20 protein-coding genes are annotated in these 24,104 nt (G+C 66.2%); 9 read left to right on the forward strand and 11 right to left on the reverse strand.

Going from position 1 to position 24,104, the window contains the following annotated elements; translation table 11 throughout:
• Positions 1 to 13 precede the first annotated feature (13 nt).
• The 5 genes from V3B41_RS13155 to prmB form a co-directional block, all read right to left on the reverse strand.
• Positions 14 to 2,056 carry a FimV/HubP family polar landmark protein gene (locus V3B41_RS13155; RefSeq protein ID WP_329861347.1) on the reverse strand — a complete coding sequence of 681 codons (2,043 nt, stop codon included), beginning with the start codon at positions 2,054 to 2,056 and terminating at the stop codon, positions 14 to 16.
• A gap of 130 nt (positions 2,057 to 2,186) precedes the next feature.
• Positions 2,187 to 3,215 carry an aspartate-semialdehyde dehydrogenase gene (locus tag V3B41_RS13160; RefSeq protein ID WP_012511725.1) on the reverse strand — a complete coding sequence of 343 codons (1,029 nt, stop codon included), beginning with the start codon at positions 3,213 to 3,215 and terminating at the stop codon, positions 2,187 to 2,189.
• A 93-nt stretch (positions 3,216 to 3,308) separates the two neighbouring features.
• Complete coding sequence (locus V3B41_RS13165; protein ID WP_049432384.1) at positions 3,309 to 4,346, reverse strand: D-glycerate dehydrogenase; 1,038 nt, start codon at positions 4,344 to 4,346, stop codon at positions 3,309 to 3,311.
• A complete protein-coding gene (aroC, locus tag V3B41_RS13170) occupies positions 4,339 to 5,442 on the reverse strand; it encodes a chorismate synthase (RefSeq protein ID WP_049432386.1) in 1,104 nt (367 codons plus the stop codon). The genes V3B41_RS13165 and aroC overlap by 8 nt, the downstream gene beginning before the upstream one ends.
• Positions 5,439 to 6,368, reverse strand: coding sequence for a 50S ribosomal protein L3 N(5)-glutamine methyltransferase (gene prmB / locus V3B41_RS13175; RefSeq protein WP_005410487.1), 930 nt, complete (start codon positions 6,366 to 6,368; stop codon positions 5,439 to 5,441). The genes aroC and prmB overlap by 4 nt, the downstream gene beginning before the upstream one ends.
• Before the next feature lie 122 nt (positions 6,369 to 6,490).
• On the opposite strand from prmB, the gene V3B41_RS13180 reads away from it, so the two are divergent.
• Complete coding sequence (locus V3B41_RS13180; protein ID WP_049432390.1) at positions 6,491 to 7,141, forward strand: SCO family protein; 651 nt, start codon at positions 6,491 to 6,493, stop codon at positions 7,139 to 7,141.
• A complete protein-coding gene (asd, locus tag V3B41_RS13185) occupies positions 7,138 to 7,980 on the forward strand; it encodes an archaetidylserine decarboxylase (RefSeq protein WP_049432393.1) in 843 nt (280 codons plus the stop codon). The genes V3B41_RS13180 and asd overlap by 4 nt, the downstream gene beginning before the upstream one ends.
• A 141-nt stretch (positions 7,981 to 8,121) precedes the next feature.
• On the opposite strand, the gene V3B41_RS13190 is transcribed toward asd, so the two are convergent.
• Both V3B41_RS13190 and V3B41_RS13195 read right to left on the reverse strand, forming a co-directional pair.
• Positions 8,122 to 8,469: a ribonuclease E inhibitor RraB gene (locus V3B41_RS13190; protein ID WP_049432396.1), complete on the reverse strand. Its 348-nt coding sequence runs from the start codon at positions 8,467 to 8,469 to the stop codon at positions 8,122 to 8,124.
• A 24-nt stretch (positions 8,470 to 8,493) separates the two neighbouring features.
• Positions 8,494 to 10,098: a transglycosylase SLT domain-containing protein gene (locus V3B41_RS13195; protein WP_100443789.1), complete on the reverse strand. Its 1,605-nt coding sequence runs from the start codon at positions 10,096 to 10,098 to the stop codon at positions 8,494 to 8,496.
• Between the two features lie 122 nt (positions 10,099 to 10,220).
• On the opposite strand from V3B41_RS13195, the gene V3B41_RS13200 reads away from it, so the two are divergent.
• Positions 10,221 to 11,726 carry a helicase HerA-like domain-containing protein gene (locus V3B41_RS13200; RefSeq protein WP_049432398.1) on the forward strand — a complete coding sequence of 502 codons (1,506 nt, stop codon included), beginning with the start codon at positions 10,221 to 10,223 and terminating at the stop codon, positions 11,724 to 11,726.
• 117 nt (positions 11,727 to 11,843) lie between these two features.
• Positions 11,844 to 12,350, forward strand: a complete 507-nt coding sequence (gene greB, locus V3B41_RS13205) for a transcription elongation factor GreB (RefSeq protein ID WP_049432400.1) — start codon at positions 11,844 to 11,846, stop codon at positions 12,348 to 12,350.
• An 87-nt stretch (positions 12,351 to 12,437) separates the two neighbouring features.
• On the opposite strand, the gene V3B41_RS13210 is transcribed toward greB, so the two are convergent.
• Positions 12,438 to 13,277: a DUF3025 domain-containing protein gene (locus V3B41_RS13210; RefSeq protein WP_049432402.1), complete on the reverse strand. Its 840-nt coding sequence runs from the start codon at positions 13,275 to 13,277 to the stop codon at positions 12,438 to 12,440.
• Positions 13,274 to 14,635, reverse strand: a complete 1,362-nt coding sequence (gene rimO / locus V3B41_RS13215; protein ID WP_164137232.1) for a 30S ribosomal protein S12 methylthiotransferase RimO — start codon at positions 14,633 to 14,635, stop codon at positions 13,274 to 13,276. The genes V3B41_RS13210 and rimO overlap by 4 nt, the downstream gene beginning before the upstream one ends.
• 205 nt (positions 14,636 to 14,840) lie before the next feature.
• Here rimO and V3B41_RS13220 point away from each other — a divergent pair, with 205 nt between their 5' ends.
• From V3B41_RS13220 to V3B41_RS13230, 3 genes are read left to right on the forward strand one after another with little or no spacing between them, the layout of a single operon-like run.
• Positions 14,841 to 15,512, forward strand: a complete 672-nt coding sequence (locus tag V3B41_RS13220; protein ID WP_049427120.1) for a dienelactone hydrolase family protein — start codon at positions 14,841 to 14,843, stop codon at positions 15,510 to 15,512.
• Positions 15,509 to 15,931 (forward strand): HIT family protein, encoded by a 423-nt coding sequence (locus V3B41_RS13225; RefSeq protein WP_049427102.1) that lies wholly within the window; start codon positions 15,509 to 15,511, stop codon positions 15,929 to 15,931. Before V3B41_RS13220 ends, V3B41_RS13225 begins: the two co-directional genes overlap by 4 nt.
• 15 nt (positions 15,932 to 15,946) lie before the next feature.
• Positions 15,947 to 16,114 carry a DUF5668 domain-containing protein gene (locus tag V3B41_RS13230; RefSeq protein WP_005410498.1) on the forward strand — a complete coding sequence of 56 codons (168 nt, stop codon included), beginning with the start codon at positions 15,947 to 15,949 and terminating at the stop codon, positions 16,112 to 16,114.
• Positions 16,115 to 16,200: 86 nt separating this feature from the next.
• On the opposite strand, the gene dcd is transcribed toward V3B41_RS13230, so the two are convergent.
• Both dcd and apbC read right to left on the reverse strand, forming a co-directional pair.
• Positions 16,201 to 16,773 carry a dCTP deaminase gene (gene dcd / locus V3B41_RS13235; RefSeq protein WP_005410499.1) on the reverse strand — a complete coding sequence of 191 codons (573 nt, stop codon included), beginning with the start codon at positions 16,771 to 16,773 and terminating at the stop codon, positions 16,201 to 16,203.
• A gap of 78 nt (positions 16,774 to 16,851) precedes the next feature.
• The gene (gene apbC, locus V3B41_RS13240) at positions 16,852 to 17,706 is read right to left on the reverse strand and encodes an iron-sulfur cluster carrier protein ApbC (RefSeq protein ID WP_005414099.1); all 855 of its coding nucleotides are present in this window, start codon (positions 17,704 to 17,706) and stop codon (positions 16,852 to 16,854) included.
• Positions 17,707 to 17,918: 212 nt separating this feature from the next.
• Between apbC and V3B41_RS13245 the strand changes: the two genes are divergently transcribed.
• Both V3B41_RS13245 and V3B41_RS13250 read left to right on the forward strand, forming a co-directional pair.
• Complete coding sequence (locus tag V3B41_RS13245) at positions 17,919 to 20,726, forward strand: TonB-dependent receptor (RefSeq protein WP_049427103.1); 2,808 nt, start codon at positions 17,919 to 17,921, stop codon at positions 20,724 to 20,726.
• 383 nt (positions 20,727 to 21,109) lie between these two features.
• Positions 21,110 to 24,082: a TonB-dependent receptor gene (locus V3B41_RS13250; RefSeq protein ID WP_049427105.1), complete on the forward strand. Its 2,973-nt coding sequence runs from the start codon at positions 21,110 to 21,112 to the stop codon at positions 24,080 to 24,082.
• The last annotated feature ends 22 nt before the right edge of the window (positions 24,083 to 24,104 follow it).

The raw sequence follows: 24,104 nt of genomic DNA on the forward strand, positions 1-24,104 counted from the left end.
TCGGCAGGTTCGGTCACGGCAGGCGGGCCAGCAGTTCGCGGGCCTGGGCCTGGCTGTGCGGATCGCCGCCTTCGGCGACCTCCAGCAGCAGGGTACGCGCGGTCTGCGCGTCGCCCAGGTCCAGGTATGCGATGGCAAGCTCGAGGCGCTCCTGGCCGGCACGCGGCAGCCAGCCGGCATCGCCGTTGTCCGCAGCCGCGCTCGCCGCAGTCTCCTCGGGATGCGACGTGCCGATACCGTCGATTCCGTCATGGTGCCTGGCATCAACCGGGAACGCGTTCTGATGCGCTTCGGCCGGCAGATCGAACACGCCGCGGAACTGCGGCTGCTGTTCGGCATGCAGCGCGTAGTCCGGCACCGCCACTTCAGATGGCGTCCCTGGTGCGGCCGGCTCATCCTGTACCGGCGCCTCGACAACATCTTCGCGTGCGGTCGCGGGCTCGTCCCAGCGCGGCAGATCGGTCACCGCCTCGGGCAGTACGACCACGTCTTCGTCGCGCAGCATGTCAGCCTTCCAGTCGGCCTGCACCGCGTGGTCGGCGATCGGATCGACCGCTGCTTCGGCATGGCCCTCGGGCTCGCTCGCCCAGGCTGGCATCGCCGGTTCCTGGCGGCCGCCATCGGCCACCGCCGACGACCATGAAGACTGTTCGGCCAGCGTGTCCAGCGCCGCACCCGCAGGAACCGCAGCGGCCAGCCCGGCGGCGTCACCCTCTTCGCGCAGCGGGGGCAGCGGCGAAGGCTTGCGACGGCGCAGCAACCAGGCTGCGCCTGCTGCCAGCAGCAGCACCGGCAGGCCCAGCCAGTACCACGGCGTCACTGCATCACGGGAACCCGGCGCCTGTGCCAGACGCTGCTGCGCGGCAGCCAGGTCGTTGTCCTTCATCGCGATCAACGACTGCTGCTGCTCCTTCAGCTTCTCCAGATCGGCCACGCGCTGCTTCAGTTCACCGATCTCGGCATCGCGGGTGGCGATGTCCTCACGCGCCTGGCGCAGTTGTTCGTTGCCCAGCATGTCACCCTCGCTGCCGGCAGCGGTGCCGGTGGTTGTGCCCGCGTGCGCGGCGTCGGACGCCAGCGCCGGAGCGATCTCAAGTCGTGCCCCGTTGGCGGCAGCCGGGGAAGAAGCATTCGCGGTTGCCGCCCTTGCGGCCGGTGCCACTGCACCCGCCGGTTGCGGCACGGTACGCGCCTGCTGCCATTGCGCGGCGTGCTCGCGCACCAGCGCGGCGGCTTCGGCTACATCGATAGCAGCAAGCGCATCGCTGCCCGGCATGCGCAGCACCGCGCCCTGCTTGAGCAGATTGACGTTGCCACGGATGAAGGCTTCGGGATTGGCGCGCAGCAGGGCGATCATCGCGCGGTCGCGGCTGACCTGGTTGCCACGCGCCACCGCGCTGGCGATCTGCGACAGGGTCTGACCGCGCTGCACGGTGATGCTGCCGTCGGCCGGCGCTGCCGCAACCGGTGCGGGTTCCGCACGCGGCCGAGCCGGCGTGGCTGCAGGTGCCGCAGCAGGCGCCCGCGGTGGCACATCGGGCACCGTTGCAGCAGGCGCGGGTGCCAGCTCGCGCGCGATGGTGTTGGACAGGGTACCGGCCGGCGCCACGATCTCGGGCTCGGTGACGGCCAGCGCGCTGGACGGTGCATCGACCAGTGCCGAGTACTCGCGCACCAGACGGCCCTGGCCCCAGTCGGCTTCGATCAGGAAGCTCAGCGACGGGGTCTCGACCGGCGCCTGCGAGGTCACCCGCACCACCGCCCTGCCCTGCGCATTGCGGGTCAGCTCGAACTGCAGCTCGCTGACCAGCCCGGTCGGCCGCTGCAGGCCGACGCGCTCGAAGGTAACCGGCGAGGCCAGTGCGACGCGCAGGTTCTCCAGCTCGGACGGGTCAGCCGACACCACCGGGATTTCGGCCAGCAACGGTTGCCCCGGCTTGGACAGGACACGGATGTCCCCCAGGCCCAATGCGAGTGCCGAACTGCTGGCCAGGGCCAGCAGCGCGGTGGAAAGATAGAGGAGCGGGCGCTTTGCGCCCCTGGCCCGTTTATTCATGGGCGACACTATAAAGCGTGCGGACCGGGGTCCGCACCCATGTAGAGCCGAGCCCATGCCCGGCTGCATGGCCTGAGCCGAGCGTGGGCCCGGCCCTGCAGAAAAGGCCGGGCATTGCCCGGCCTCTCCATCAGCGCTGCTCGGCGGCGACCAGCTCGGCCAGCTGCACGGCATTCAACGCCGCGCCCTTGCGCACGTTGTCCGACACGATCCACAGGTTCAGGCCGCGCGGATGCGACAGGTCCTCACGGATACGGCCGACGTACACCGCATCGGTGCCCGAGGCATGGGTGACCGGAGTCGGATAACCACCGGCTTCATGGCGGTCCACCACTTCAATGCCCGGCGACTGCTCCAGCAGCGCGCGCGCTTCGGCCACGGTGACCTTGTCGCGGGTCTCGATCGCCACCGACTCGGAGTGGCCGTAGAACACCGGCACACGCACCGCGGTCGGGTTCACCAGGATGCTGTCGTCGCCGAGGATCTTGCGGGTCTCCCAGATCAGCTTCATCTCTTCCTTGGTGAAACCGTTGTCCTGGAAGTCATCGATGTGCGGGATCAGGTTGAAGGCGATCTGCACCGGGAAGCGCTGCGGATCGATTTCCTGGAAGCTGAGCAGCTGGCCAGTCTGCTTGCCCAGCTCTTCGGTGGCCGAACGACCACCGCCGGACACCGACTGGTAGGTGGAGACGTTGATGCGCTCGATGCCGTACTTGCGGTGCAGCGGCGCCAGCGCCACCAGCATCTGCATGGTCGAGCAGTTCGGGTTGGCGATGATGCCGCGCGGACGGTTGGCCACCTGTTCCGGATTGACCTCGGACACCACCAGCGGCACGTCATCGTCGTAACGGAAGGCCGAGGAGTTGTCGATCACCACCGCACCGGCAGCGGCGAACTTCGGTGCGTACTCCTTGGACACGCTGCCACCGGCCGAGAACAGCGCGATCTCGACACCGCTCGGATCGAAGGTGGCCAGGTCCTGCACCTTGACCTTCTGGCCGTTGAACTCGATCTCGCCGCCGGCCGAACGTTCCGAAGCGAGGACGCTCAGGGTGCCGACCGGGAAATCACGCTCGGCCAGGATCGACAACATGGTCTCGCCGACCGCACCGGTGGCACCGACGACGGCAACGTGGAAACTGCGCTGTGCATTGCTCATGGGGGAAAACTCTCACGAAAACGGGAATGGGGAAGAAACACGCACGACAGCTGGGTTCGGGGAACCTCCTCAGGCGGGGCGCGCGGAGGTTCCCTATCGTTTCCCGGTTTTTTTGCCCAGGGTCACACGCGCAGCCATGGCCGCGTCAGCGTTGATCGCGCTCGGCATGCACGAGGGTGCGCCATCCAGGCCGAGCCCGGCAACCAGATTATCGACGGCCAGCTGTACCATCGCCGTGCGCGTGGCCAGCGAGGCACTGCCGATATGCGGGGTCAGCACCACATTGCGCAGCGCCAGCAGCTCCGGACGCACCGTCGGCTCGCCCTCGTAGACATCCAGGCCGGCAGCGGCCAGCCGGCCGTGGGCCAGTGCGTCAGCCAGCGCCAGTTCGTCGACGATGCCGCCGCGGGCGATGTTCACCAGGGTGGCTGACGGCTTCATCTTCGCCAGTGCCGCCGCATCGATGATGTGATGCGAGGCCGGCGTGTAGGGCAGTACCGTGACCAGGTGGTCGGACTGCGCCAGCAGCGTGTCCAGGTCCACGTAGGTCGCGCCAAGCGCCGCCTCGGTATCGGCCGGCAACCGCGAACGGTTGTGGTACAGCACCTTCATGCTGAACCCGTGTGCACCGCGGCGTGCGATGCCCTGGCCGATGCGGCCCATGCCGAGGATGCCCAGCGTGCTGCCATGGACATCCGCGCCCAGCATGGTCTGGAACGACCACTGCTGCCACTGGCCTTCGCGCAGCCAGCGCTCGGACTCGGTGATCCGGCGCGCAGTGGCCATCAGCAACGCGAAGCCGAGATCGGCAGTGGTCTCGGTCAGGACGTCCGGCGTGTTGCTGGCGAGGATGCCGGCCGCAGTGAGCGCGTCGACATCCAGATTGTTGTAGCCGACGCCGACATTGGCGATCACCTGCAGCTGCGCGGCGCCGGCCACCTGGGCCGCACCGATGCGCTCGTTGAGGGTGATGATCGCGCCGTCGGCGCGGGCCAGCTGTTCGGCGATCTGCGCGGGCGTCCAGGCGGTGACGGAGTCGGTGCTGCGCAGCTGTACGCGATCGCGCAACGGCGCGATGGCCGCGTCGATCAGCGGCTGGCTCACCCACACGGTCGGCCGCGTGTCAGCCATCGATCTGCCCGGGAATGCGCGGGGTGATCGTGCCGACATCGCCGCACTGCGCACGATGGCGCAGCGCCTGGTCCATCAGCACCAGCGCCACCATCGCCTCGGCGATCGGGGTGGCGCGGATGCCGACACAGGGATCGTGGCGACCAGTGGTGACCACCTCGACCACGTTGCCGGCCGTGTCCAGCGACGGGCCCGGCAGGCGCAGGCTGGAAGTCGGCTTCAGGGCAATCGACGCAACTACCGGCTGGCCGGTGGAGATGCCACCGAGGATGCCGCCGGCATGGTTGCTGGCGAAGCCCTGCGGCGTCAGCAGGTCGCGGTGCTCGGTGCCCTTCTGCGCGGCACTGAGAAAACCATCGCCGATCTCCACGCCCTTCACCGCGTTGATGCTCATCAGGGCAGCGGCCAGTTCACCATCGAGCTTGCCGTAGATCGGCTCGCCCCAGCCCGGCGGCACGTTGTCGGCCACCACGTCCACACGCGCCCCGACCGAATCACCGGACTTGCGCAGCGCATCCATGTACGCCTCCAGCTCGGGCACCTGCTCGGCGTGCGGCCAGAAGAACGGATTGTCTTCCACCGCCGACCAGTCGAAACCGACCGGGGTGACGTCGCCCAGTTGTGACAGGTAGCCACGCACGGTCACGCCGAAGCGCTCGGCCAGCCACTTCTTGGCGACCACGCCGGCGGCAACGCGCATGGTGGTCTCGCGCGCCGAGGAACGGCCGCCACCGCGCGGGTCACGGATGCCGTACTTGTGCCAGTAGCTGTAGTCGGCATGACCCGGCCGGAACTGCTGGCCGATGTTGGCGTAGTCCTTGCTGCGCTGGTCGGTGTTACGGATCAGCAGCGCGATCGGGGTGCCGGTGGTCAGGCCCTCGTATACGCCGGAGAGGATCTCGACCTCATCGGCCTCTCGCCGCGCAGAGGTGTGCCGGCTCTTGCCGGTAGCGCGACGCTGCAGGTCGTGGGCGAATTCGGCCGCGTCCAGCGCCAGCCCCGGAGGGCAGCCATCGATCACGCAGCCGATGGCCGGCCCGTGCGACTCGCCGAACGTGGTGACGGTGAACAGCTTGCCGAACGAATTGGAGCTCACGGGCGCTGCGCCGCCAGTTCGGTGATGCGCGCGCTGTGGGCGATCAGCTCGCGGCACTCGACCGCGAAGATGCCCATCTGGCCGACCTTGAACTCGATCCAGGCGAAATCGACTTCCGGCAGCAGCTTGATCAGGTGCTGCTCGGATTCACCCACTTCGCAGATCAGCAGGCCGTCCTCGCTCAGGTGCAGCGGGGCGTCGCGCAGGATCTTCAGCACCAGGTCCAGGCCGTCGTCGCCGGCACGCAGGCCCATTTCCGGCTCGTAGGAGTATTCCTGCGGCAGGGCATCGGTCTCGTCGTTGGTGACGTACGGCGGATTGGTGACGATCAGGTCGTAATGGCGGCCGGTCAGGCCGTTGAACAGATCCGACTTGAGCAGGGTGACATTGTGCGCCTGCAGGCGTTCCTTGTTCTCTTCAGCCAGCGACAGTGCGTCGTCACTGAGGTCGACGCCATCCACTTCCCAGTTCGGGTAGTAGTGGCCCATGGCGATGGCGATGCAGCCCGAACCGGTGCACAGGTCCAGCGCACGGCTGACATCGCGGCCGGCCAGCCACGGCTCGAAACCACATTCGATCAGTTCAGCGATCGGCGAGCGCGGCACCAGGGCGCGCTTGTCGCTCTTGAAACTCAGGCCGGCGAACCAGGCCTCGCCGGTCAGGTAGGCGGCCGGGATGCGTTCGTCGATGCGGCGCTGGAACAGTTCCAGCACGCGCAGCTTCTCGGCCTGCAGCAGGCGCGCCTGGCCGTACGCCGGGCCGAGGTCGTGCGGCAGGTGCAGGCTGTGCAGCACCAGCTGGGTGGCCTCGTCCAGCGCATTGTCGTAGCTGTGGCCGAAGGTCAGCCCGGCTTCGTTGAAACGGCTGGTGCCGTAGCGGATCAGATCGATGATCGTGTGGAGTTCGGCGGCCGTTTCAGCGGTCATGGCGGTACTGCGGGCAAAGTGGCCCCCGATTATAGGGGCTGGCGCCCGCGGCGGCATCCGTTGCGGCGGAAACGATCGGGCCGCAGCCGGTATGATGGAGCCCACTTCGCGCGGGGGCACCCATGTTCAATCGCAACGCCGGCATCATCCTGCTGATCGCCCTGGCGGCGGGCCTGGGCCTGCTGGCCGCCCAGCAGGTGTTTGCGCCGAAGCCGCCGGCCAACGCCCCGGCCACCGAAGCGGTCACGCTGTACCCGCAGCCGCGTGAACTGCCCGACTTCAATCTGGCCCAGTCCGACGGCACCCGCCTGATCCCGGGCGAACTGAAGGGCCACTGGACCCTGGTGTTCCTGGGCTTCACCTTCTGCCCGGACGTGTGCCCGACCACCCTGGCCGAACTGGCCGGCGCGCAGAACCAGTGGGAAGCGCTGCCTGACACGCTGCGCCCGCGGGTGCTGTTCATCTCGGTCGACCCCGACCGCGACAGCGCCACGCGGCTGGGCGAGTACGTGCACGGCTTCCACAAGGACACCCTGGCCGCCACCGCCGATGTGCCCTCGCTGGAACGCTTCGCCACCTCGCTGGGCTTCGTGTTCCAGAAGGTGCCGGGCAAGCACTTCGACGAAAACCCCGAGGACTACACCGTCGAGCATTCGGCCAGCCTGGCCGTGCTCGATCCGCAGGGCCGCCTTGCCGGCCTGGTGCGCCCCCCGTTCAATGCGCCGGCCATTGCCCGCGACCTGCAGAAGCTGACCGAGAAAACCGCCCCATGAGCCTCACCACCGCCCTGACGTACGCCCTGCCCCACCGCCTGCTGTCTTCGATGGCGCGTTCGCTGGCGTACTCGGACGATCCGCGCGTATCGCGCTGGCTGATCGACACGGTCACCCGCAAGTTCAACGTCAACCTGGACGAAGCGGCCAACCCGGACCCGCGCAGCTACGCCACCTTCAACCAGTTCTTCACCCGTGCGCTGAAGCCGGGCGCGCGCGTGGCCGACGCCGATCCGCGCAGCCTGGTGATGCCGGCCGACGGCCGCATCAGCCAGCTGGGGAAGATCGAGGCCGGCCGCATCTTCCAGGCCAAGGGGCAGTCGTTCACCGCCGCCGAGCTGCTGGGCAGCGACGAGGACGCCAAGCCGTACAACGATGGCCTGTACGCCACCGTGTACCTGTCGCCGCGCGACTACCACCGCGTGCACATGCCGTGGACCGGCACCCTGCGCGAGACCGTGCACGTGCCGGGCCGCCTGTTCAGCGTCGGCCCGGCCGCGGTGAACGGCGTGCCGCGCCTGTTTGCCCGCAACGAGCGCCTGGTCTGCCACTTCGACACCAGCTTCGGCCCGATGGTCAGCGTGATGGTCGGTGCGCTGCTGGTGTCCGGCGTGGAAACGGTGTGGAGCGGCGAGGAGATCCCGGCCTACGGTGACCGCATCACCCGCAAGGATTACCGTGGCCAGGGCATCGTGCTGGAGCGCTTCGCCGAGATGGCGCGCTTCAACTATGGCTCGACCGTGATCGTGCTGCTGCCGCCGGGCGTGGCTGAGTTCGCCCCGCAGCTGGGCGCCGAAAGCCCGGTGCAGCTGGGCCAGGCGCTGGCGAAGCTGCGCTGACCGTAGATCCACGCCATGCGTGGATGGATTCAACGGAATGACGGCCAGCGGCCGGCACTACCGGGTCTGTAGAGCCGAGCCCATGCTCGGCTGCCGGCAAAAACAGCCGAGCATGGGCTCGGCTCTACAGCCAGAAACGCGTTACTGCAGGGCCGGGGCCGGGCCGACGTCCATGCCGTCGTAGTCTTCCACGCCCTTCTCCGCGGCCAGCGCGGCGAACTCCTGGTTGCGACGGTCCAGCGAGGCTTCGTCGTGAATCTCCACGCGCTCCACATGCAGCACGTGGAACGGCGCGTCGCCCTCTTCCGGCTCCTGCTCGAACAGTTCCACGAAGGTGTAGCCCTGCGCCTGCAGATGGTCAGCCAGCGCCCGCAGTGGCTCAGCGGTGGAATGGACGAAGAAATACCCCCACAGCAACGGGCCGGTGATGTCCCAGTCGGTGTTTTCGCGGAGGTTGGCGAACAGGTTGCGGGTGTCTTCGAGGTCCATGCGGATTCCAGGGGTCGTGGGGGATTACTTGTCGCAGCCCTGCAGCTTCAGCGTCTGGCCGTGGCGCAGGCTGTAGGCCGGGGCTTTCAGGCCATTGGCGCGGGCCAGGGTCGGCACGTCGCACTGGAACTTCGCCGCAATGGCACCCAGGGTCTCGCCCTTGCCCACCTTGTGGCTGCGCACCGGCTTCGGCCGCGCCGCCGGGCGCGGGGCCGCCACCGGAGCGACCGGCGTGGTCGGCACGCTGGTGGATGCAGCAGCGTCCGCCACCGGCACCACGCCACCCACGGCCACGCTGCCGGTGTAGCTGGCGGCGGTCGGGCGGACGATGGCTGCGTTCAGATCGGCGGTGATCAGGGTGCGGGCCAGGTCCGCACGCGGGCCGCTGACGCAGTTGCGCTGGTACAGGCCGGCGATGCGGGTGGTGGCGTTGATCAACGTGCCGGCCGGAATCCAGCCGTCGGCTTCATAGCGCGGGTTGAGGTTGCGCAGCGCGCGCATGTAGCCATCGCGGGTGCCGTGGCTGCCCAGGCAGATGGTCAGTTCATAGATGGTGGTGGACTTGGCCAGGCGCAGCGTGGCCGGCTGCGCACTGATCTTCGGGAATTCGACGCCGTACTGCTGCGGGTGCAGGAAGATCCACGCCGCGGCGATCACCATCGGCACGTAGTCCTTGGTCTCGCCGGGGAACTGGTTGTAGACGCTGTCGGTCCAGAAGCTCTGCCCGCCGCTCTGCTTGAACACGCGCGCGGCGCGGCCTTCGCCACCGTTGTAGGCGGCCACCGACATTTCCACGTTGTTGTTCAGTTCGCGCAGGCGTTCGTTGAGATAGCTGGCGCTGGCCTCGGCGGCGCTGCGTGCATCGAAGCGCGTATCGAAGCCGGTGCCGTCCGGGCCGAGGCCGAAGCGGCGGCCGGTGGCCGGCATGAACTGCATCAGGCCGGCGGCGCCCGCGCGCGAGGAGGCATGCACGCGGCCGTTGGATTCCTTGGCCATGATGCCGAACAGCAGCGCCTCGGGCAGGCCGCGCTTTTCCCACTCCGGCCACATCACCGCGCGCAGGTTCTGGTAGTTCTCGTAGCTGGTCAGCAACGCCGGGCGCATGTCGGTCAGCCAGCGGCGGATGCCGGCCTGCACGGCCGGGTTGTACTCGACCATGGTGTCGAAGGCGTGCCGCTTGTCGTTGAGCAGCGCGGCGGCGCGGGCGGCCTCGGGCACATCGGCGGTGAGCGGGCCGATATGGTCGGGGTCGGCTTCCAGGCGGTCACCACTCTCGTCGGTCACCTCATCGCTGCCCGCCGCATCGGCGTCGTGCTTGAGCAGGCGCTTGTAGCTGGCCAGCAGGGTGCCCATCTGGCAGCCCTTCTGCTTCACGCAGTCGTTGAGGACGTCTTCCATGTCTTCCAGCGCGGCATCGGCCTCGTTGCTGCCCTTCGGGTCGGAATTGGCGACCAGCAACAGGGCGTCGCTGTAGCGCTTCTCGGCGGCGGTCATGCGCTGCTGCAGCGCATCCACCTTCACCTTGTCCCGGGCCGAAACCCGCTGCGCATGGGCGTCGGGCGCCAGGGAAACCAGGCCGGCCAGGGCCAGCAGCGGCCAACCACGGGAAATCAGGACAGGAACGGGCATTGATGGCACTGTGTGCGAAACAGGCAGGCAGAGTAGCGGCGCCGCCAAGGTCCGGGCAAGCCGACCTTCGGCCCGTCACCGCCGGCGGTTAACATTGGGCTATTCACCACAAGGGCTGGACCATGGATCCGATTCTGCTCGGCAAAGGCATTACCGACGATGTTGCCGTCACCCTGCTGCCGAAACTCGGCAACCGCCACGGCCTGGTGGCCGGCGCCACCGGTACCGGCAAGACGGTGACCCTGATGACCCTGGCCGAGGGCTTCTCGCGGTTGGGCGTTCCGGTGTTCCTGGCCGATGTGAAGGGCGATGTGTCCGGCCTGGCCGTGCCCGGCACCGGCGCCGAGAACCTGCTGCAGCGCGCCGCCGAGATCGGCGTGGTGGATTATGCGCCGGCCGCCAGCCCGACCATCTTCTGGGATCTGTACGGCAAGCTCGGCCACCCGGTGCGCACCACGGTCAGCGAGATGGGCCCGACCCTGCTGTCGCGCATCCTCGAATTGAACGACACCCAGGCCGGGGTGCTCGACATCGTGTTCAAGCTGGCCGACGACCGTGGCCTGCTGCTGCTGGACATGGACGATCTGCGTGCCCTGCTCGGCCTGGTGGCCGAGGAGCGCAAGGACATCTCCACCGAGTACGGCCTGGTCAGCGCGCAGTCGATCGCCGCGATCCAGCGCTCGGTGCTGCGCCTGGCACAGGACGGCGGCGAGAATTTCTTCGGCGAACCGGCACTGGAACTGGCCGACATCATGCGGGTCAATCATGACGGCCGCGGCATGATCGGCATCCTTGCCGCCGACCAGCTGGTGCTCAAGCCCAAGCTGTATTCGACCTTCCTGCTGTGGCTGCTGTCGGAACTGTTCGAGCAGCTGCCGGAAGTGGGCGACCTGGACAAGCCGAAGCTGGTCTTCATCTTCGACGAAGCGCACCTGTTGTTCGACGACGCGCCCGCGTCGCTGGTGCAGCGCATCGAGCAGGTGGTTCGGCTGATCCGCTCCAAGGGCGTTGGCGTGTACTTCTGCTCGCAGTTCCCCGATGACGTGCCGGGCAACATCCTCGGCCAGCTGGGCAACCGCGTGCAGCACGCGCTGCGTGCCTTCACCCCGCGCGACCAGAAGGCGGTAAAGACCGCTGCCGAGACGTTCGTACCAAACCCGAAGCTGGACGTCGCCAAGGTGCTCAGCCAGCTCGGCACCGGCGAGGCGCTGGTGTCCACGCTGCAGGACAAGGGCGTGCCGATGCCGGTGCAGCAGACGATGATCGCGCCGCCACGCTGCCGGATGGGACCGATCACCGAGGCCGAGCGCGCGCAGGTGCGCGCCGGCAGCCCGGTCGGCAGCCGCTACGACACCGCGATCAACCGCGAGTCCGCCGCCGAACTTCTGGCCCAGCGTGCGCAGAAGGCGGCCGAGAAGGCCGAGGCACCTGCCGCCCGCAGCCGTGAGCAGGACGAGGCGCAGGAGGGAGGCTTCGGCCAGTCCATCAAGGATGCGATCTTCGGCACCAAGCGCCGCCAGGGCATGATCGAGACCATGGCCAAGCAGACCACGCGTACCGTCGGCACCAAGCTGGGCAACCAGATCGTGCGCGGCATCCTGGGTGGCATTTTCGGCGGCAAGCGCTGAAATCGCTTCGTGGAGTCAGAGCCCTTTCCGTGGGAAAGGGATCTGACCCCGGGGTCGGCTCCCTTCCGGATGGAAGGGCTCTGCCCCCTTCGTTCCCCTGAAAAGAAAGCGTACCGCATGTCCCGTTGGCGTCCGCCCGCAGAAAAAAGCACCGCCCTGATCACCGCCTCCGGCCATGCGCGCCTGAAGGCCGAGCTGGATGAACTCTGGCGGGTACGACGGCCGGAGGTGGTCAAGGCGTTGTCCGCCGCGGCCGCGGAAGGCGATCGTTCCGAGAACGCCGAATACACCTACCGCAAGAAGCAGTTGGGCGAGATCGACCGCCGCGTGCGCTACCTGACCAAGCGGCTGGAATCGCTGCGCGTGGTCGATACCACGCCAACCGATCCGCAGGCGGTGTTCTTCGGTGCGTGGGTGGAGCTGGAGAACGTGGACAGCGGCGACACCAGCCGCTACCGCATTGTCGGGCCGGATGAGACCGATGCGGGCCTGGGCTGGATCAGCATCGATTCGCCGCTGGCGCGTGCGCTGCTGAAGAAGCGGCTGGATGACGAGTTTTCAGTGGAGCTGCCCGGCGGCCAGTTCACCTTCGCGGTGATCAGCGTGGAATACCCGCCTGTGTAGCGTCGAGCCATGTTCGACGGCGCTGCCCATGTAGAGCCGAGCCCATGCTCGGCTGATGGGCAAACGCAGCCGAGCATGGGCTCGGCTCTACAACGGCAACCGCAGCAACGGTGGCGGGTACGCGCGTCCTGCTCGCAGCGGGCGAAAATAGTCGGCATTGCGATAGAAGGCGCAATCCTGCACGGCGTGCCAGCCGGGAGTACCGGCCAATGGCAGGGGCCGCAGCTGCAGCGGATCAGTCACTGCCCTGCCCTCGGCAATGGCCGCGGTCACCGCGTCAACACAGGCGGCATCGACATCGCCCTGCACCACCACGCACTTGCCGACCAGCAATCGCCCCGGCAGCAGTGCCTGCTCCATCAGCGCATGCCCGAACACCACAGCGATGGCGATGTCACCGCTCTGCCAGCATGACGGCTCGAACAATGCAGGCCAGTCATGCCGGTCCCACGCGCGCAGCACCGCCTCATCGCGCACGCGCACGATGACGCCGGTTTCATCAAACTGGGTCAGCGCCGCCTGTGCGCGATTGCGCTGGCCGGGCGGCATGGCATCGATATGCCGGCATTGCTGCGCGTTCAATGCACGCTTCAGCTGCGGATGGGAGGCCCACACCAGCGCATTGAACAGGTCATGCCAGTTGCCGGCACGGGTGGCGATATGCCCCTGCGCGATGCGCGCTTCGTAATGCAGGCCGTCGGCCAGCAGCGCGGCATCCTGTTCCACCAGGCGCTTGCCGGGCAACGCGAGCCGCGCATCAAGCGCAGCAATGGACGGCCATGCCGCACCGTCCAGCAGATCACGGAAGTCCTGCAAGCCGGCAAACAGCGGATGTTCAAACACCTGCAGATCGACCGCCGCACGCGGCGGCGGCACGAAGCGCCGGGAACCGCCGCCGTCGCCAGCGGCGGTCGTCGTTGCGGTCACAGCACCTTGAGGTCGAACGCCGGGCGGCCCGCAGCCGCCAGCGCATCGCCGTACAGGTCGTGCTCGTCGCTCTCGGTGATCTCCACGTCGACGAACTCGCCCACGCGCAGCGGCACCTGATCGGCGTTCTGGATGTGCACCAGACCGTCGATCTCAGGCGCATCGGCCTTGGAACGGGCAACCGCGATGTCACCTTCGATGGCATCAACCAGGCACTGCTGCACGGTACCGATCCTGGCTTCCAGGCGCGCGGCGGAAATCTGCGCCTGTTTCTCCATGAAGCGGGCCAGGCGTTCCTGCTTCACTTCTTCCGGCACGGCATCGGGCAGGTCGTTGGCGGTCGCGCCCTCGACCGGCGAGTAGGCGAACGCACCTACGCGATCCAGCTGTGCTTCGTCCAGGAACGACAGCAGTTCTTCGAACTCGGCCTCGGTCTCGCCCGGGAAGCCGACGATGAAGGTCGAACGCACGGTGATGTCCGGCGCGATGCGGCGCCAGTTCTGCACGCGCTCCAGGGTCTTCTCGACCGCGCCGGGGCGCTTCATCAGGCGCAGGATGCGTGGGCTGGCGTGCTGGAACGGAATGTCCAGGTACGGCAGGATGCGGTTCTCGGCCATCAGCGGCACCACCTCGTCCACGTGCGGGTACGGGTAGACGTAATGCATGCGCACCCACGCATCGAGTTCGGACAGGCCTTCGCACAATGCCTTCAGTCGGGTCTGGTAGGCCTTGTTGCGCCACATCTTCTCGGCGTACTTCACGTCCACGCCGTAGGCCGAGGTGTCCTGCGACACCACCAGCAGCTCGCGCACACCGCCACGCACCAAGCGCTCGGCCTCACGCAGCACCTCATCGACCGGGCGCGAGACCAGCTTGCCGCGCATGGACGGAATGATGCAGAAGCTGCACTTGTGGTTGCAGCCTTCGGAAATCTTCAAGTAGGCGTAGTGGCGCGGGGTCAGCTTGATGCCGTAGTCGGGCACCAGGTCCACGAACGGATCGTGCTTGGGCGGCAGCGCTTCGTGCACCGCCTCCATCACGCTCTGGTAGTCCTGCGGACCGGACACCGCCAGCACGTTCGGGTACGCCTCGCGGATCTGCTCGGGGCGCTTGCCCAGGCAGCCGGTGACGATGACCTTGCCGTTCTGGTTCATCGCCTCGCCGATCGCGTCCAGCGACTCGGTCACCGCCGAATCGATGAAACCACAGGTGTTGACCACCACCACATCGGCCGAATCGTAGGACGGGACGATGTCGTAGCCTTCCGAGCGGAGCTGGGTGAGGATGCGCTCGGAATCGACAAGGGCCTTCGGGCAGCCAAGGCTGACGAAGCCGACTTTGGGGTTCAGCTGGGACATGGAATCGCGGGACTCTGGGGGCCTGGGCCCCTGCCGGCATGGCAGGGGTTCCTGGGGGCCGGGGCCTGAAAGAGCGCCAGTATACCGGGGTTGGCGGCCTCGCTCTGAACGGCCAGCCGCCCGATCACGCACAGCCGCTGACACCGCGCTAACCCGCGCAGCACCGACAATGCAGCCCTGTCCCCTGCAACGAGAGTAGATGACGATGGCCGAGTGGATCACCCTGGATACGCACCACGGCGCGGTACGGGCCTGGCAGGCACTCCCCGAGGGCACCCCGCGCGGCGGGCTGGTGGTGGTGCAGGAAATCTTCGGCGCCAACCCGCATATCCGCAGCGTGGCCGAGCGCTTCGCCGCCGAAGGCTATGCGGTGCTGGCACCTTCGTTCTTCGACCTGGTCGATGGACCCGAGGCCGATCCGGATGCCCTGCCCTACGACGCCGACGGCGTGAAGCAGGGGCTGGAACGGGTAGCCGCGCTGGGCATGGAACGGGCGCTGGAAGTGGTCCGCGCGGCGGCCACCCGCCTGGCCCCCTACGGCAAGGTCGGCACCGTCGGCTATTGCTGGGGCGGTACGGTGGCGATGCTGTCCGCAGTGCGCCTGGGCCTGCCTTCTGTCAGCTACTACGGTGCGCGCAACGTCCAGTTCCTCGATGAGACGCCGAAGGCGCCGGTGATCTTCCACTTCGGCGCCCAGGACAGGAGCATCCCGCCGGAGGCCGTCCAGGCCCACCGCGAAAAGCTGCCGCGGATGGCCACCTTCGTCTATCCGGCCGACCACGCCTTCAACCGGGAGGTCGGACATGCGTATGATCCAGACAGCGCCGCCCTGGCGCTGCAACGCACCCTGGACTTCTTCTCGGAGCATCTTGGATGAGCGAATTCGAACTCGATTCACGCCTGGCCACCGATAGCGTGCTGGTGGCCGAAGGACCGTTGTCGCAAGTGCGGCTGATGAACGACGAACGATTCCCGTGGCTGGTACTGGTACCGCGCCTGGCCGGGGTCACCGAGTGGATCGAGCTGGACGGCGAGCAGCAGGACAAGCTGCGCACCGAGCTCAACCGCGCCTGCAAGGCCCTGAAGGGCTCCGACGGGGTGGAGAAGATCAACATCGGCGCGCTGGGCAACATCGTGCGCCAGCTGCACTTCCACGTGATCGGCCGCCATGACGGAGATCCGGCCTGGCCGGGCCCGGTCTGGGGCAGCGGTCCCGCGCACCGCTACGAGCCAGGCACGCTGGACCAGCATGTCGCCTACTGGAAGGAACGGCTAGGATATCCGGCCCACTCCTGAGCCTTCGCCGACCCGATGCGATTCAACCTCGTTGCCGCCATCCTGCTGATCCTGATCGGCCTGTTCATGCTCGCCAGCAATCTCGGCTGGACGCACCTGAACCTGTCCAAGCTGCTGCTGACCTGGTGGCCGGTGGCGCTGGTGGGTGTCGGCATCGCGATGCTGTTCGGGCGCGGGAAGTAAGGTAGCGCCCGGCCATGCCCGGGCGCGCGCTACAAACGAAAACGCCGGGCATGCCCGGCGTTTTCGTCGTGCGATGACGCGGGCGATCAGGTCCGCGGCAGGGTCACACCGGTCTGGCCCTGGTACTTGCCGCCACGATCGCGGTACGAGGTCTCGCAGATGTCATCGGCCGCGGCCTGGAAGAACAGCATCTGCGCGACGCCCTCATTGGCATAGATGCGCGCCGGCAGCGGCGTGGTGTTGCTGAACTCCAGGGTGACGTGGCCTTCCCATTCCGGTTCCAGCGGCGTCACGTTGACGATGATGCCGCAACGCGCGTAGGTGCTCTTGCCCAGGCACACCACCAGGGTGTCGCGGGGGATGCGGAAGTACTCCACGGTGCGCGCCAGCGCGAAGCTGTTGGGCGGGATGATGCACTCGTCGGCAGTGATGTCGACGAAGCTTCCCGAGTCGAAATGCTTGGGATCGACGATGGTCGAGTTGATGTTGGTGAACACCTTGAACTCACGCGAGCAGCGCACGTCGTAGCCGTAGCTGGAGGTGCCGTAGCTGACGATGCGCTCGCCGTTGGCCTGCTTGACCTGCCCTGCCTCGAACGGCTCGATCATGCCGTGCTGCTCGGACATGCGGCGGATCCAACGGTCACTCTTGATGCTCATGCTTTGTCCTGGGGGTACGAGGGGGCGCGAGGATTCTAGCAGGGGGCCGGGCGTCGCCGGCGGCCCCCGCCGAGGTGCTTACAGCAGCGACGACAGGATCGGGATCGAGGCCCGCGGGCGCTTGCCCACTTCCTCGATCAGGCGCTGTGCGGCATGGCGGTACGCCTGGGCCGGTACCGAATCGGGCTGCGCCACGGTGATCGGGGTACCACTATCGCCCTGCTCGCGGATGCCGATCTGCAGCGGCAACGAACCCAGCAGCGGTACGCCGTACTGGGCCGCCATGCGCTCACCGCCGCCTTCACCGAACAGGTGCTCGACATGCCCGCAGTTGCTGCAGGTATGCACCGCCATGTTCTCGACGATGCCCAGTACCGGCACCTCGACCTTCTCGAACATCTTCAACGCCTTCTTTGCGTCCAGCGTGGCGATGTCCTGCGGCGTGGTGACGATCACTGCACCGGCCAGCGGAATCTTCTGGGTCAGGGTCAGCTGGATGTCGCCGGTGCCCGGCGGCAGGTCGATCAGCAGAAAATCCAGGTCATCCCACAGCGTGTCGTTGAACAGCTGGGTCATTGCCGAGGTGGCCATCGGACCGCGCCAGATCATCGGCGTGTCCTCTTCGATCAGGTAGCCGATCGACATGGTGTCCACGCCGAACGCGCGAAGCGGTTCGATGCTCTTGTTGTCGGGGCTTTCCGGCCGCCCGGACAAGCCCAGCATGGCGGGCACGCTGGGGCCGTAGATGTCCGCGTCCAGCACGCCAACACGTGCGCCCAGCTGCTGCAGCGCGACGGCCAGATTGACCGCGGTGGTCGACTTGCCCACGCCGCCCTTGCCGGAGCCGACCGCGATGACATTGCGGATGCGGGCATGTGGCGTCAGTCCCTTCTGGACCTGGCTGGCATGGGGGCGGCGGGGGGAACTGTTCACAACGGGCACCAGCTGTATCAGGGGGAATAACCCAACATCATACAAGCTGGACGTAGCCTGACTGAAATTCAGGATTGCTACAGATTCGTGCACAGATTGTTAAGTTCATGTTACGTTCCTGAAGCACTGTTTTGGGCTGCGAAGCTGGTTCCCAGCGCGCACGATGGCGCATGCGCAGTGCCGTTTTTGTTTTTGCTCTCTATTGGAACTACATGAAATACGTAAGCAACACCGCACGTCGCAACACGCTCGCCGTCGCCCTGATTTCCGCCCTGATGGCCGCCGCCCCGGCAATGGCCCAGGACAAGGCGACCAACCTGGACAAGATCACCGTCACCGGTTCTCTGATCCCGCAGACCCAGGTTGAAACCCAGACCCCGGTGATGTCCATCACCGCCGAAGACATCCAGACCCGTGGCTTCAGCAGCGTTGCTGAAGTACTGCAGCAGTCGTCGCTGACCACTGGCGGCCTGCAGGGCGGCCAGACCTCGGGTTCGTTCACCCAGGGCGCCGAAGCGGCCGGCATGTTCGGCCTGAACCCGGGCTACACCAAGTATCTGATCAACGGCCGCCCGATGCTCTCGTATCCGGCGCTGTACAACGGTAGCGACACCTTCAACAACATCAGCGGCATTCCGATCGACATCGTCGAGCGCATCGAAGTGCTGCCGGGCGGCCAGTCCTCGCTGTACGGTTCGGATGCGATCGCCGGTGTGGTCAATATCATCCTGAAGGAGCGCATGGACGGCGGCACGATGACCGTCCGTGGCGGCACCTACACCGAAGGCGGCGGCAGCAACATCCGCTTCAGCGCAGCCAAGGGCTTCAACGCGTTCGACGATCGCTTCCATGCGCTGGTCAACGTGCAGATCGAAAACGGCAGCCCGATCTGGGGCTACCAGCGTGACATCACCAAGCAGAACAACCCGGTTGGCTATACCGCACAGGTGCCGTCGAACGACTTCGCAGTCATCACCAACGCAGACAACAAGCTGCTGATGATGGACCCGAGCCGCTGCGCCAACGTGGCAGGCCTGTACGACGGCACCACCGTCGTTGGCCAGCGCGCTTCGGGCGAGTCCTGCGGTTCGGTATACAGCGCTGGCTACAAGACCCTGAAGAACGGCAAGAACAGCGGCCAGTTCTACTCGTCGATGACCTTCGACGTGAACGACAACTTCCAGCTGTTCGCCGACGTGTTGTACAGCAAGGAAAAGACCGAGTTCACCTCCGGCTCCAGCGCCCTGTGGTGGGGCACCAAGTCAGTCATGGGTGGCTTCTACGACCAGGGCGCCGGCAAGGTCGTGAACCTGCAGCGCGCCTTCGCGCCGGAGGAGATCGGCGCGGGCGACTACAACAACATCCTGAACTCCGACGAGAGCCGCGCCTACCAGGTCACCCTGGGCGGCAAGGGCATGGTCGGCGACTGGGATTACAGCGCCAGCTTCACCCGTGGCGAGTACCGCCTGGACCAGAACCGCTTCGTGCGCTGGAAGGACAAGATCGAGGACTTCTTCGGCCAGACCGTGCTGGGCCCGCGCCTGGGCACCTACACCGATCCGAAGGACCCGACCGCCACGTTCGGCATCTACAACCCGAACTACGCTGCCTTCTACTCGCCGATCACCCCGGACCAGTTCGCCAGCTTCACCGGCTACGGTACCCACCGCAGCAAGACCTGGCAGAACCTGGGTCGCGTGCAGGTGACCAACGGCTCGCTGTTCAGCCTGCCGGGCGGTGACGCCGGCCTTGCCGTCGTCCTGGAAGGTGGCAGCGAAGGTTGGGACTACTCGCCGGACCAGGCCTTCGTCGACGGCAACGTGTGGGGCACCACCGCCGTCGCCGGCGCCGGCCACCGCAGCAACTACGCGGTCACCAGCGAACTGCGCATGCCGCTGCTCGAGAAGCTGACCGTCAGCGCCTCTGGCCGCTATGACGCGTTCAAGATCGCAGACAAGACCGTCGACAAGGCCACCTACAGCATCGGTCTGGAATTCCGCCCGATCGAGAGCCTGCTGCTGCGCGGCAAGTACGGCACCGCCTTCCGTGCACCGACCCTGTCCGATGCCTTCCAGGGCATGAGCGGCTCGTACTCGTCCGGCCAGAACGACTACTACCGTTGCAGCCAGCTGGGCTACGGCCTGCGCGACGAGAAGTGCGCGTTCTACAAGAACACCTCGGTGTACAGCGAAAAGTCCGGCAACCCGGACCTGAAGCCGATCACCGCCGACGTGTGGAGCGCAGGCGTGGTGTGGGCCCCGGTGAGTAACTTCTCGCTGTCGGCCGACTACTACAACTGGAAGATCAAGAACGAGGTCAAGACCCTTAGCACCGACCAGCTGCTGCTGGCCGAGTACCAGTGCCACAACGGCCTGCCGAACAATACCTCGGCCAGCTGCCAGAACGTCACCGACTGGGTGTCGCGCGATGCCGGCGGCAACCTGACCCGCGTGTACACGCCGAAGCTCAACGTCGCCAGCCAGAACCTGGAAGCGGTGACGGTGGCTGCCAAGTACCAGCAGGATATCGGTCGCTTCGGCTCGCTGATGTTCTCCGGCAACTACACGAACATGCTGAAGCGTGAAGTGCAGCCGATGCCGGGCGCCGCCAAGCTCGACCTGCTGAGCGATCCGTACAACATGTGGTACTACGACAACTTCGCCAAGGTCCGTGGCGATCTGTCGGTGGCCTGGAACATCGCCAAGTTCACCACCACCGTGTACGCCAACTACGTCGGCAGCACCCCGAACTACCTGGCCTACACCGGCCGCAGCTACGGCTATGTCCACTCTTCCGGCGCCAAGGCCGGCAAGTGGGGTTCGTACACCACGTACAACCTGAGCATGAACTACCAGGCACAGGACGATCTGGTCCTGTCGCTGATGGTCAACAACGTGTTCAACAAGCTGCCGGAAGGCCAGCGCTACAACTACCCGGGCAACGAATCGACCCCGTTCAATGACGGCTTCTACAGCGTCTACGGCCGCCAGATTTCGGCCCAGGTCAAGTACAACTTCTGATCCCGTCGTTTTCCGGACGTTGTATCTGGACCAGGCCCCGCTTCGGCGGGGCCTTTTTTTGCGGCCGCGTCGGGCCTGCAGGAATCATTCAGCATCCAGACATGTTACGCGCCTCTCGAGTAAAATAAATAAAATCAATAAGTTGCATGAATTTGGATCGAACTACACGGAGAGCGAGGAGGCTCCAGACCACAGCTTGATGACTCCCTTATGAACGTTTGACAGCATCAGTTAATGCCGTGTTAATCTCGAGTTACCGGCCCGTGAAGCCGGTGCAACCGGGGGCATAACCACTGCCAACACCGGGCAAGGGGCACACGGAGACGCCCGCGAGGCAATGTCCCCGGTGTACGACGCAATCATTGGATTCAAGGGGATTTCAGATGATCAATCGCAAGTCGCTCGGCAGGCATCCGCTGAGCTTTGCCCTCGCTTCTGCCGTGCTGCTCATCGCAGCCGCTCCGGCATTCGCCCAGGACGCGGGTTCGACGCAGACGGCCGAGGAAGCGGCCAAGTCGAAGGCAACCAATCTGGACACGGTGACCGTCACCGGCTCGCGCATCAGCCGCGACGTGTTCAACTCGGTGTCCCCGGTCCAGGTCGTGACCCGTGAGGAAACCACGCTGGCCGGCTTCAACTCGACCACCGCCGCACTGCAGAGCACCGCGGTGACCGCAGGTGCATCGCAGATCAACAACGCCTACGGTGGCTACGTCACCGACGGCGGCCCCGGCGCCAACACCCTGGGCCTGCGTGGCCTCGGCCCGACCCGTACCCTGATCCTGCTCAACGGCCGCCGCGTTTCGCCGGCCGGCTCGCGCGGCTCGGTCGGCTCGACCGACCTGAACGTGCTGCCGAACTCGATCGTCGACCGCGTCGAAATCCTGAAGGACGGCGCGTCCTCGATCTACGGCTCCGACGCGGTCGCGGGCGTGATCAACATCATCACCAAGAAGAAGGTCGACGGTGTCACCTTCGAAGGTCAGCACAACGCGACCGACGGCGGCGGCGGCGATGAGCGTCGCTATGCGCTGACCTTCGGCAGCACCGGCGAGCGCTCGCACTTCTCCGGTTCGTACGAGTACACGGTGCGCAACGCACTTAACCTCGGCGACCGCGACTGGACCCGCTGCGCCACCGACAAGTATCGCGACATCGAGGCCGGCGACTACTGGGGCAGCGGCGACTTCATCGATCCGCTGACCGGCAAGTCCAAGTGCTACACCCTCGACGGCGGCGGCGTGACCATCAACACGCTTGGCACCAACACCCGTACCGGCGTCGCCGCGCCGGGAGGCAGCGGCACCCGCTTCAACCGCTGGCGCCCGAATTCGTCGGTCACCACCGGCCTGGTCGGCTACGAAGGCGTGGGTGCGCTGAACCGCGACACCTTCGACCCGCAGATGCTCAATCAGTCGCTGATCTCCCCGGTCAAGACCCACACCGCCTACTTCCAGGGCGGCTTCGACCTGAACGCGCTGGGCGACGCTGAGCTGTACTACGAGTTCCTCGGCAACCACCGCAAGTCGACCCAGACCGGCTATCGCCAGCTGACCCTGGACTATGCAGTGGGCAATCCGCTTATCCCGGCCAACCTCCGCGACAGCGTTGCGGGCCCGGCCACCGACCAGACCAATGGCGTGCCGATGGGCGTACGTGCCTTCATTGGTTTCGGCAACGACCAGAGTAAGCAGAAGGTCGACTTCCTGCGCTTCAACGCTGGCCTTCGCGGCCACCTGAGCTCGGAATGGAATTACGACTTCAACATCATGCATTCGCGCAGCGATGCGGACTACACCTTCCAGAGCTTCCTGACCAGCCGCCTGGCGCAGAGCCTGGATGTGGTCTCCAACGGCGCCGGTGGCTTCGTCTGCCGTGATGCCTCCAACGGCTGCGTCGCCGCCCCCCCGGTGAACAACAACACGATCGGCGGCCGTCTGCCGCAGGACTGGAAGGACTGGGTGTTCGTCCCGGTCACCGGCAACACGCTGTACAAGGAAACCACGGTCAACTTCAACGTCAACGGCCCGCTGTTCGACATGCCTTATGGTTCGGCCGGTGGCGCGTTCGGTGTGGAGTACCGCAAGGCCCGCATCGACGACAGCCCGTCGCAGTACTCCATTGACCAGGACCTGTACAACCTGACCGCTTCCTCGCCGACCCGCGGCAGCGACTCGGTGTTCGAAGCCTACGGCGAATTGGAACTGCCGCTGCTGTCCGGCGTCACCGGCGCTGAGGAGCTGTCGGTCAACCTGTCCGGCCGCTATACCGACTACAAGTCCTATGGTTCCGACGAGACCTACAAGATCGGCACCCTGTGGACCCCGGTGAAGTGGCTGTCGTTCCGCGCATCCTACGGCACCTCGTACCGCGCACCCGCCCTGTTCGAACAGTTCCTGGGCGCCACCACCGGCTTCCTGCCGCAGTCGTCCGACCCCTGCGACAACTACATTGAGGCCCGCCCGGAATCGATGCGCTACCAGAACTGCGCGTCGCTGGGCCTGGATCCGGAGTTCACCCAGCTGCAGGGCATCACCGTCTACACCCAGGGCGGCGCGGAAAACAACCTGAAGGCTGAAACCTCCACCGCCAAAACCTTCGGCGTGGTCCTGCAGCCGGAATTTGGCCCGGCCTTCGGCGATCTGTCGCTGGCCCTGGACTACTTCGACATCAAGGTCGAGAACGGTGTGCAGGACGCAGGCGGCGCCGCCATCCTGCGCAACTGCTACGGCAGCTCCACCGCGGACTTCACTGCGGGCAACGGCCTGTGCCGCCTGATCCAGCGCAACCCGCAGACCAACCAGCTGACGGTCACCAACGGCTTCATCAACGTCTCCACCAACAAGGTCCGCGGCCTGGACTTCACCCTGCGCTATGTGCGTGACATCGGCCCGGGCGAGTTCCGTGCCACCCTGCAGGGCACGCACTACTTCGAGCAGACCAGCCAGCTGTTCTCGGACGATCCGAAGGTCGACTCGGCCGGCATGATCGGCTCGCCGGAAAATACCGCCACCCTGGACCTGAACTACAAGTGGAAGAACTGGCGAGTCCGTTACGGTCTGGACTGGATCGACAAGATGGACAGTTACGCCTACTACGAGGAGCGCAACCCGGGCCTGTTCGATCCGGCCACCAGCCAGTACAAAATGTACACCCCGAACTACTTCATCCAGGCAGCCTCGCTGCAGTATGAAGCGGACAAGTGGTCGGTCACCGGTGGCGTGCGCAACCTCGCCAACAAGAAGCCGCCTACCATTTCGCAGGGCGTGCTGAGCACGGTTGGCAACGCGCCCCTGTACAGCGGCTTCGATTACTTCGGCCGTACGTACTTCGTGAACATCACACGGTCATTCTGATCCAGTCGTTACCCACCGCCGC

Origin of the sequence: Stenotrophomonas sp. SMYL89 (genome assembly GCF_036319985.1) — a bacterium.
Taxonomy (GTDB): Bacteria; Pseudomonadota; Gammaproteobacteria; order Xanthomonadales; family Xanthomonadaceae; genus Stenotrophomonas; species Stenotrophomonas maltophilia_Q.

Coding starts and splice junctions, on each gene's coding strand:
- V3B41_RS13155 (WP_329861347.1), bottom strand. CDS start 2,056: ATGAATAAACGGGCCAGGGGCGCAAAGCGCCCGCTCCTCTATCTTTCC.
- V3B41_RS13160 (WP_012511725.1), bottom strand. CDS start 3,215: ATGAGCAATGCACAGCGCAGTTTCCACGTTGCCGTCGTCGGTGCCACC.
- V3B41_RS13165 (WP_049432384.1), bottom strand. CDS start 4,346: ATGGCTGACACGCGGCCGACCGTGTGGGTGAGCCAGCCGCTGATCGAC.
- prmB (WP_005410487.1), bottom strand. CDS start 6,368: ATGACCGCTGAAACGGCCGCCGAACTCCACACGATCATCGATCTGATC.
- V3B41_RS13180 (WP_049432390.1), top strand. CDS start 6,491: ATGTTCAATCGCAACGCCGGCATCATCCTGCTGATCGCCCTGGCGGCG.
- asd (WP_049432393.1), top strand. CDS start 7,138: ATGAGCCTCACCACCGCCCTGACGTACGCCCTGCCCCACCGCCTGCTG.
- V3B41_RS13190 (WP_049432396.1), bottom strand. CDS start 8,469: ATGGACCTCGAAGACACCCGCAACCTGTTCGCCAACCTCCGCGAAAAC.
- V3B41_RS13195 (WP_100443789.1), bottom strand. CDS start 10,098: ATGCCCGTTCCTGTCCTGATTTCCCGTGGTTGGCCGCTGCTGGCCCTG.
- V3B41_RS13200 (WP_049432398.1), top strand. CDS start 10,221: ATGGATCCGATTCTGCTCGGCAAAGGCATTACCGACGATGTTGCCGTC.
- greB (WP_049432400.1), top strand. CDS start 11,844: ATGTCCCGTTGGCGTCCGCCCGCAGAAAAAAGCACCGCCCTGATCACC.
- rimO (WP_164137232.1), bottom strand. CDS start 14,635: ATGTCCCAGCTGAACCCCAAAGTCGGCTTCGTCAGCCTTGGCTGCCCG.
- V3B41_RS13220 (WP_049427120.1), top strand. CDS start 14,841: ATGGCCGAGTGGATCACCCTGGATACGCACCACGGCGCGGTACGGGCC.
- V3B41_RS13225 (WP_049427102.1), top strand. CDS start 15,509: ATGAGCGAATTCGAACTCGATTCACGCCTGGCCACCGATAGCGTGCTG.
- V3B41_RS13230 (WP_005410498.1), top strand. CDS start 15,947: ATGCGATTCAACCTCGTTGCCGCCATCCTGCTGATCCTGATCGGCCTG.
- dcd (WP_005410499.1), bottom strand. CDS start 16,773: ATGAGCATCAAGAGTGACCGTTGGATCCGCCGCATGTCCGAGCAGCAC.
- V3B41_RS13245 (WP_049427103.1), top strand. CDS start 17,919: ATGAAATACGTAAGCAACACCGCACGTCGCAACACGCTCGCCGTCGCC.
- V3B41_RS13250 (WP_049427105.1), top strand. CDS start 21,110: ATGATCAATCGCAAGTCGCTCGGCAGGCATCCGCTGAGCTTTGCCCTC.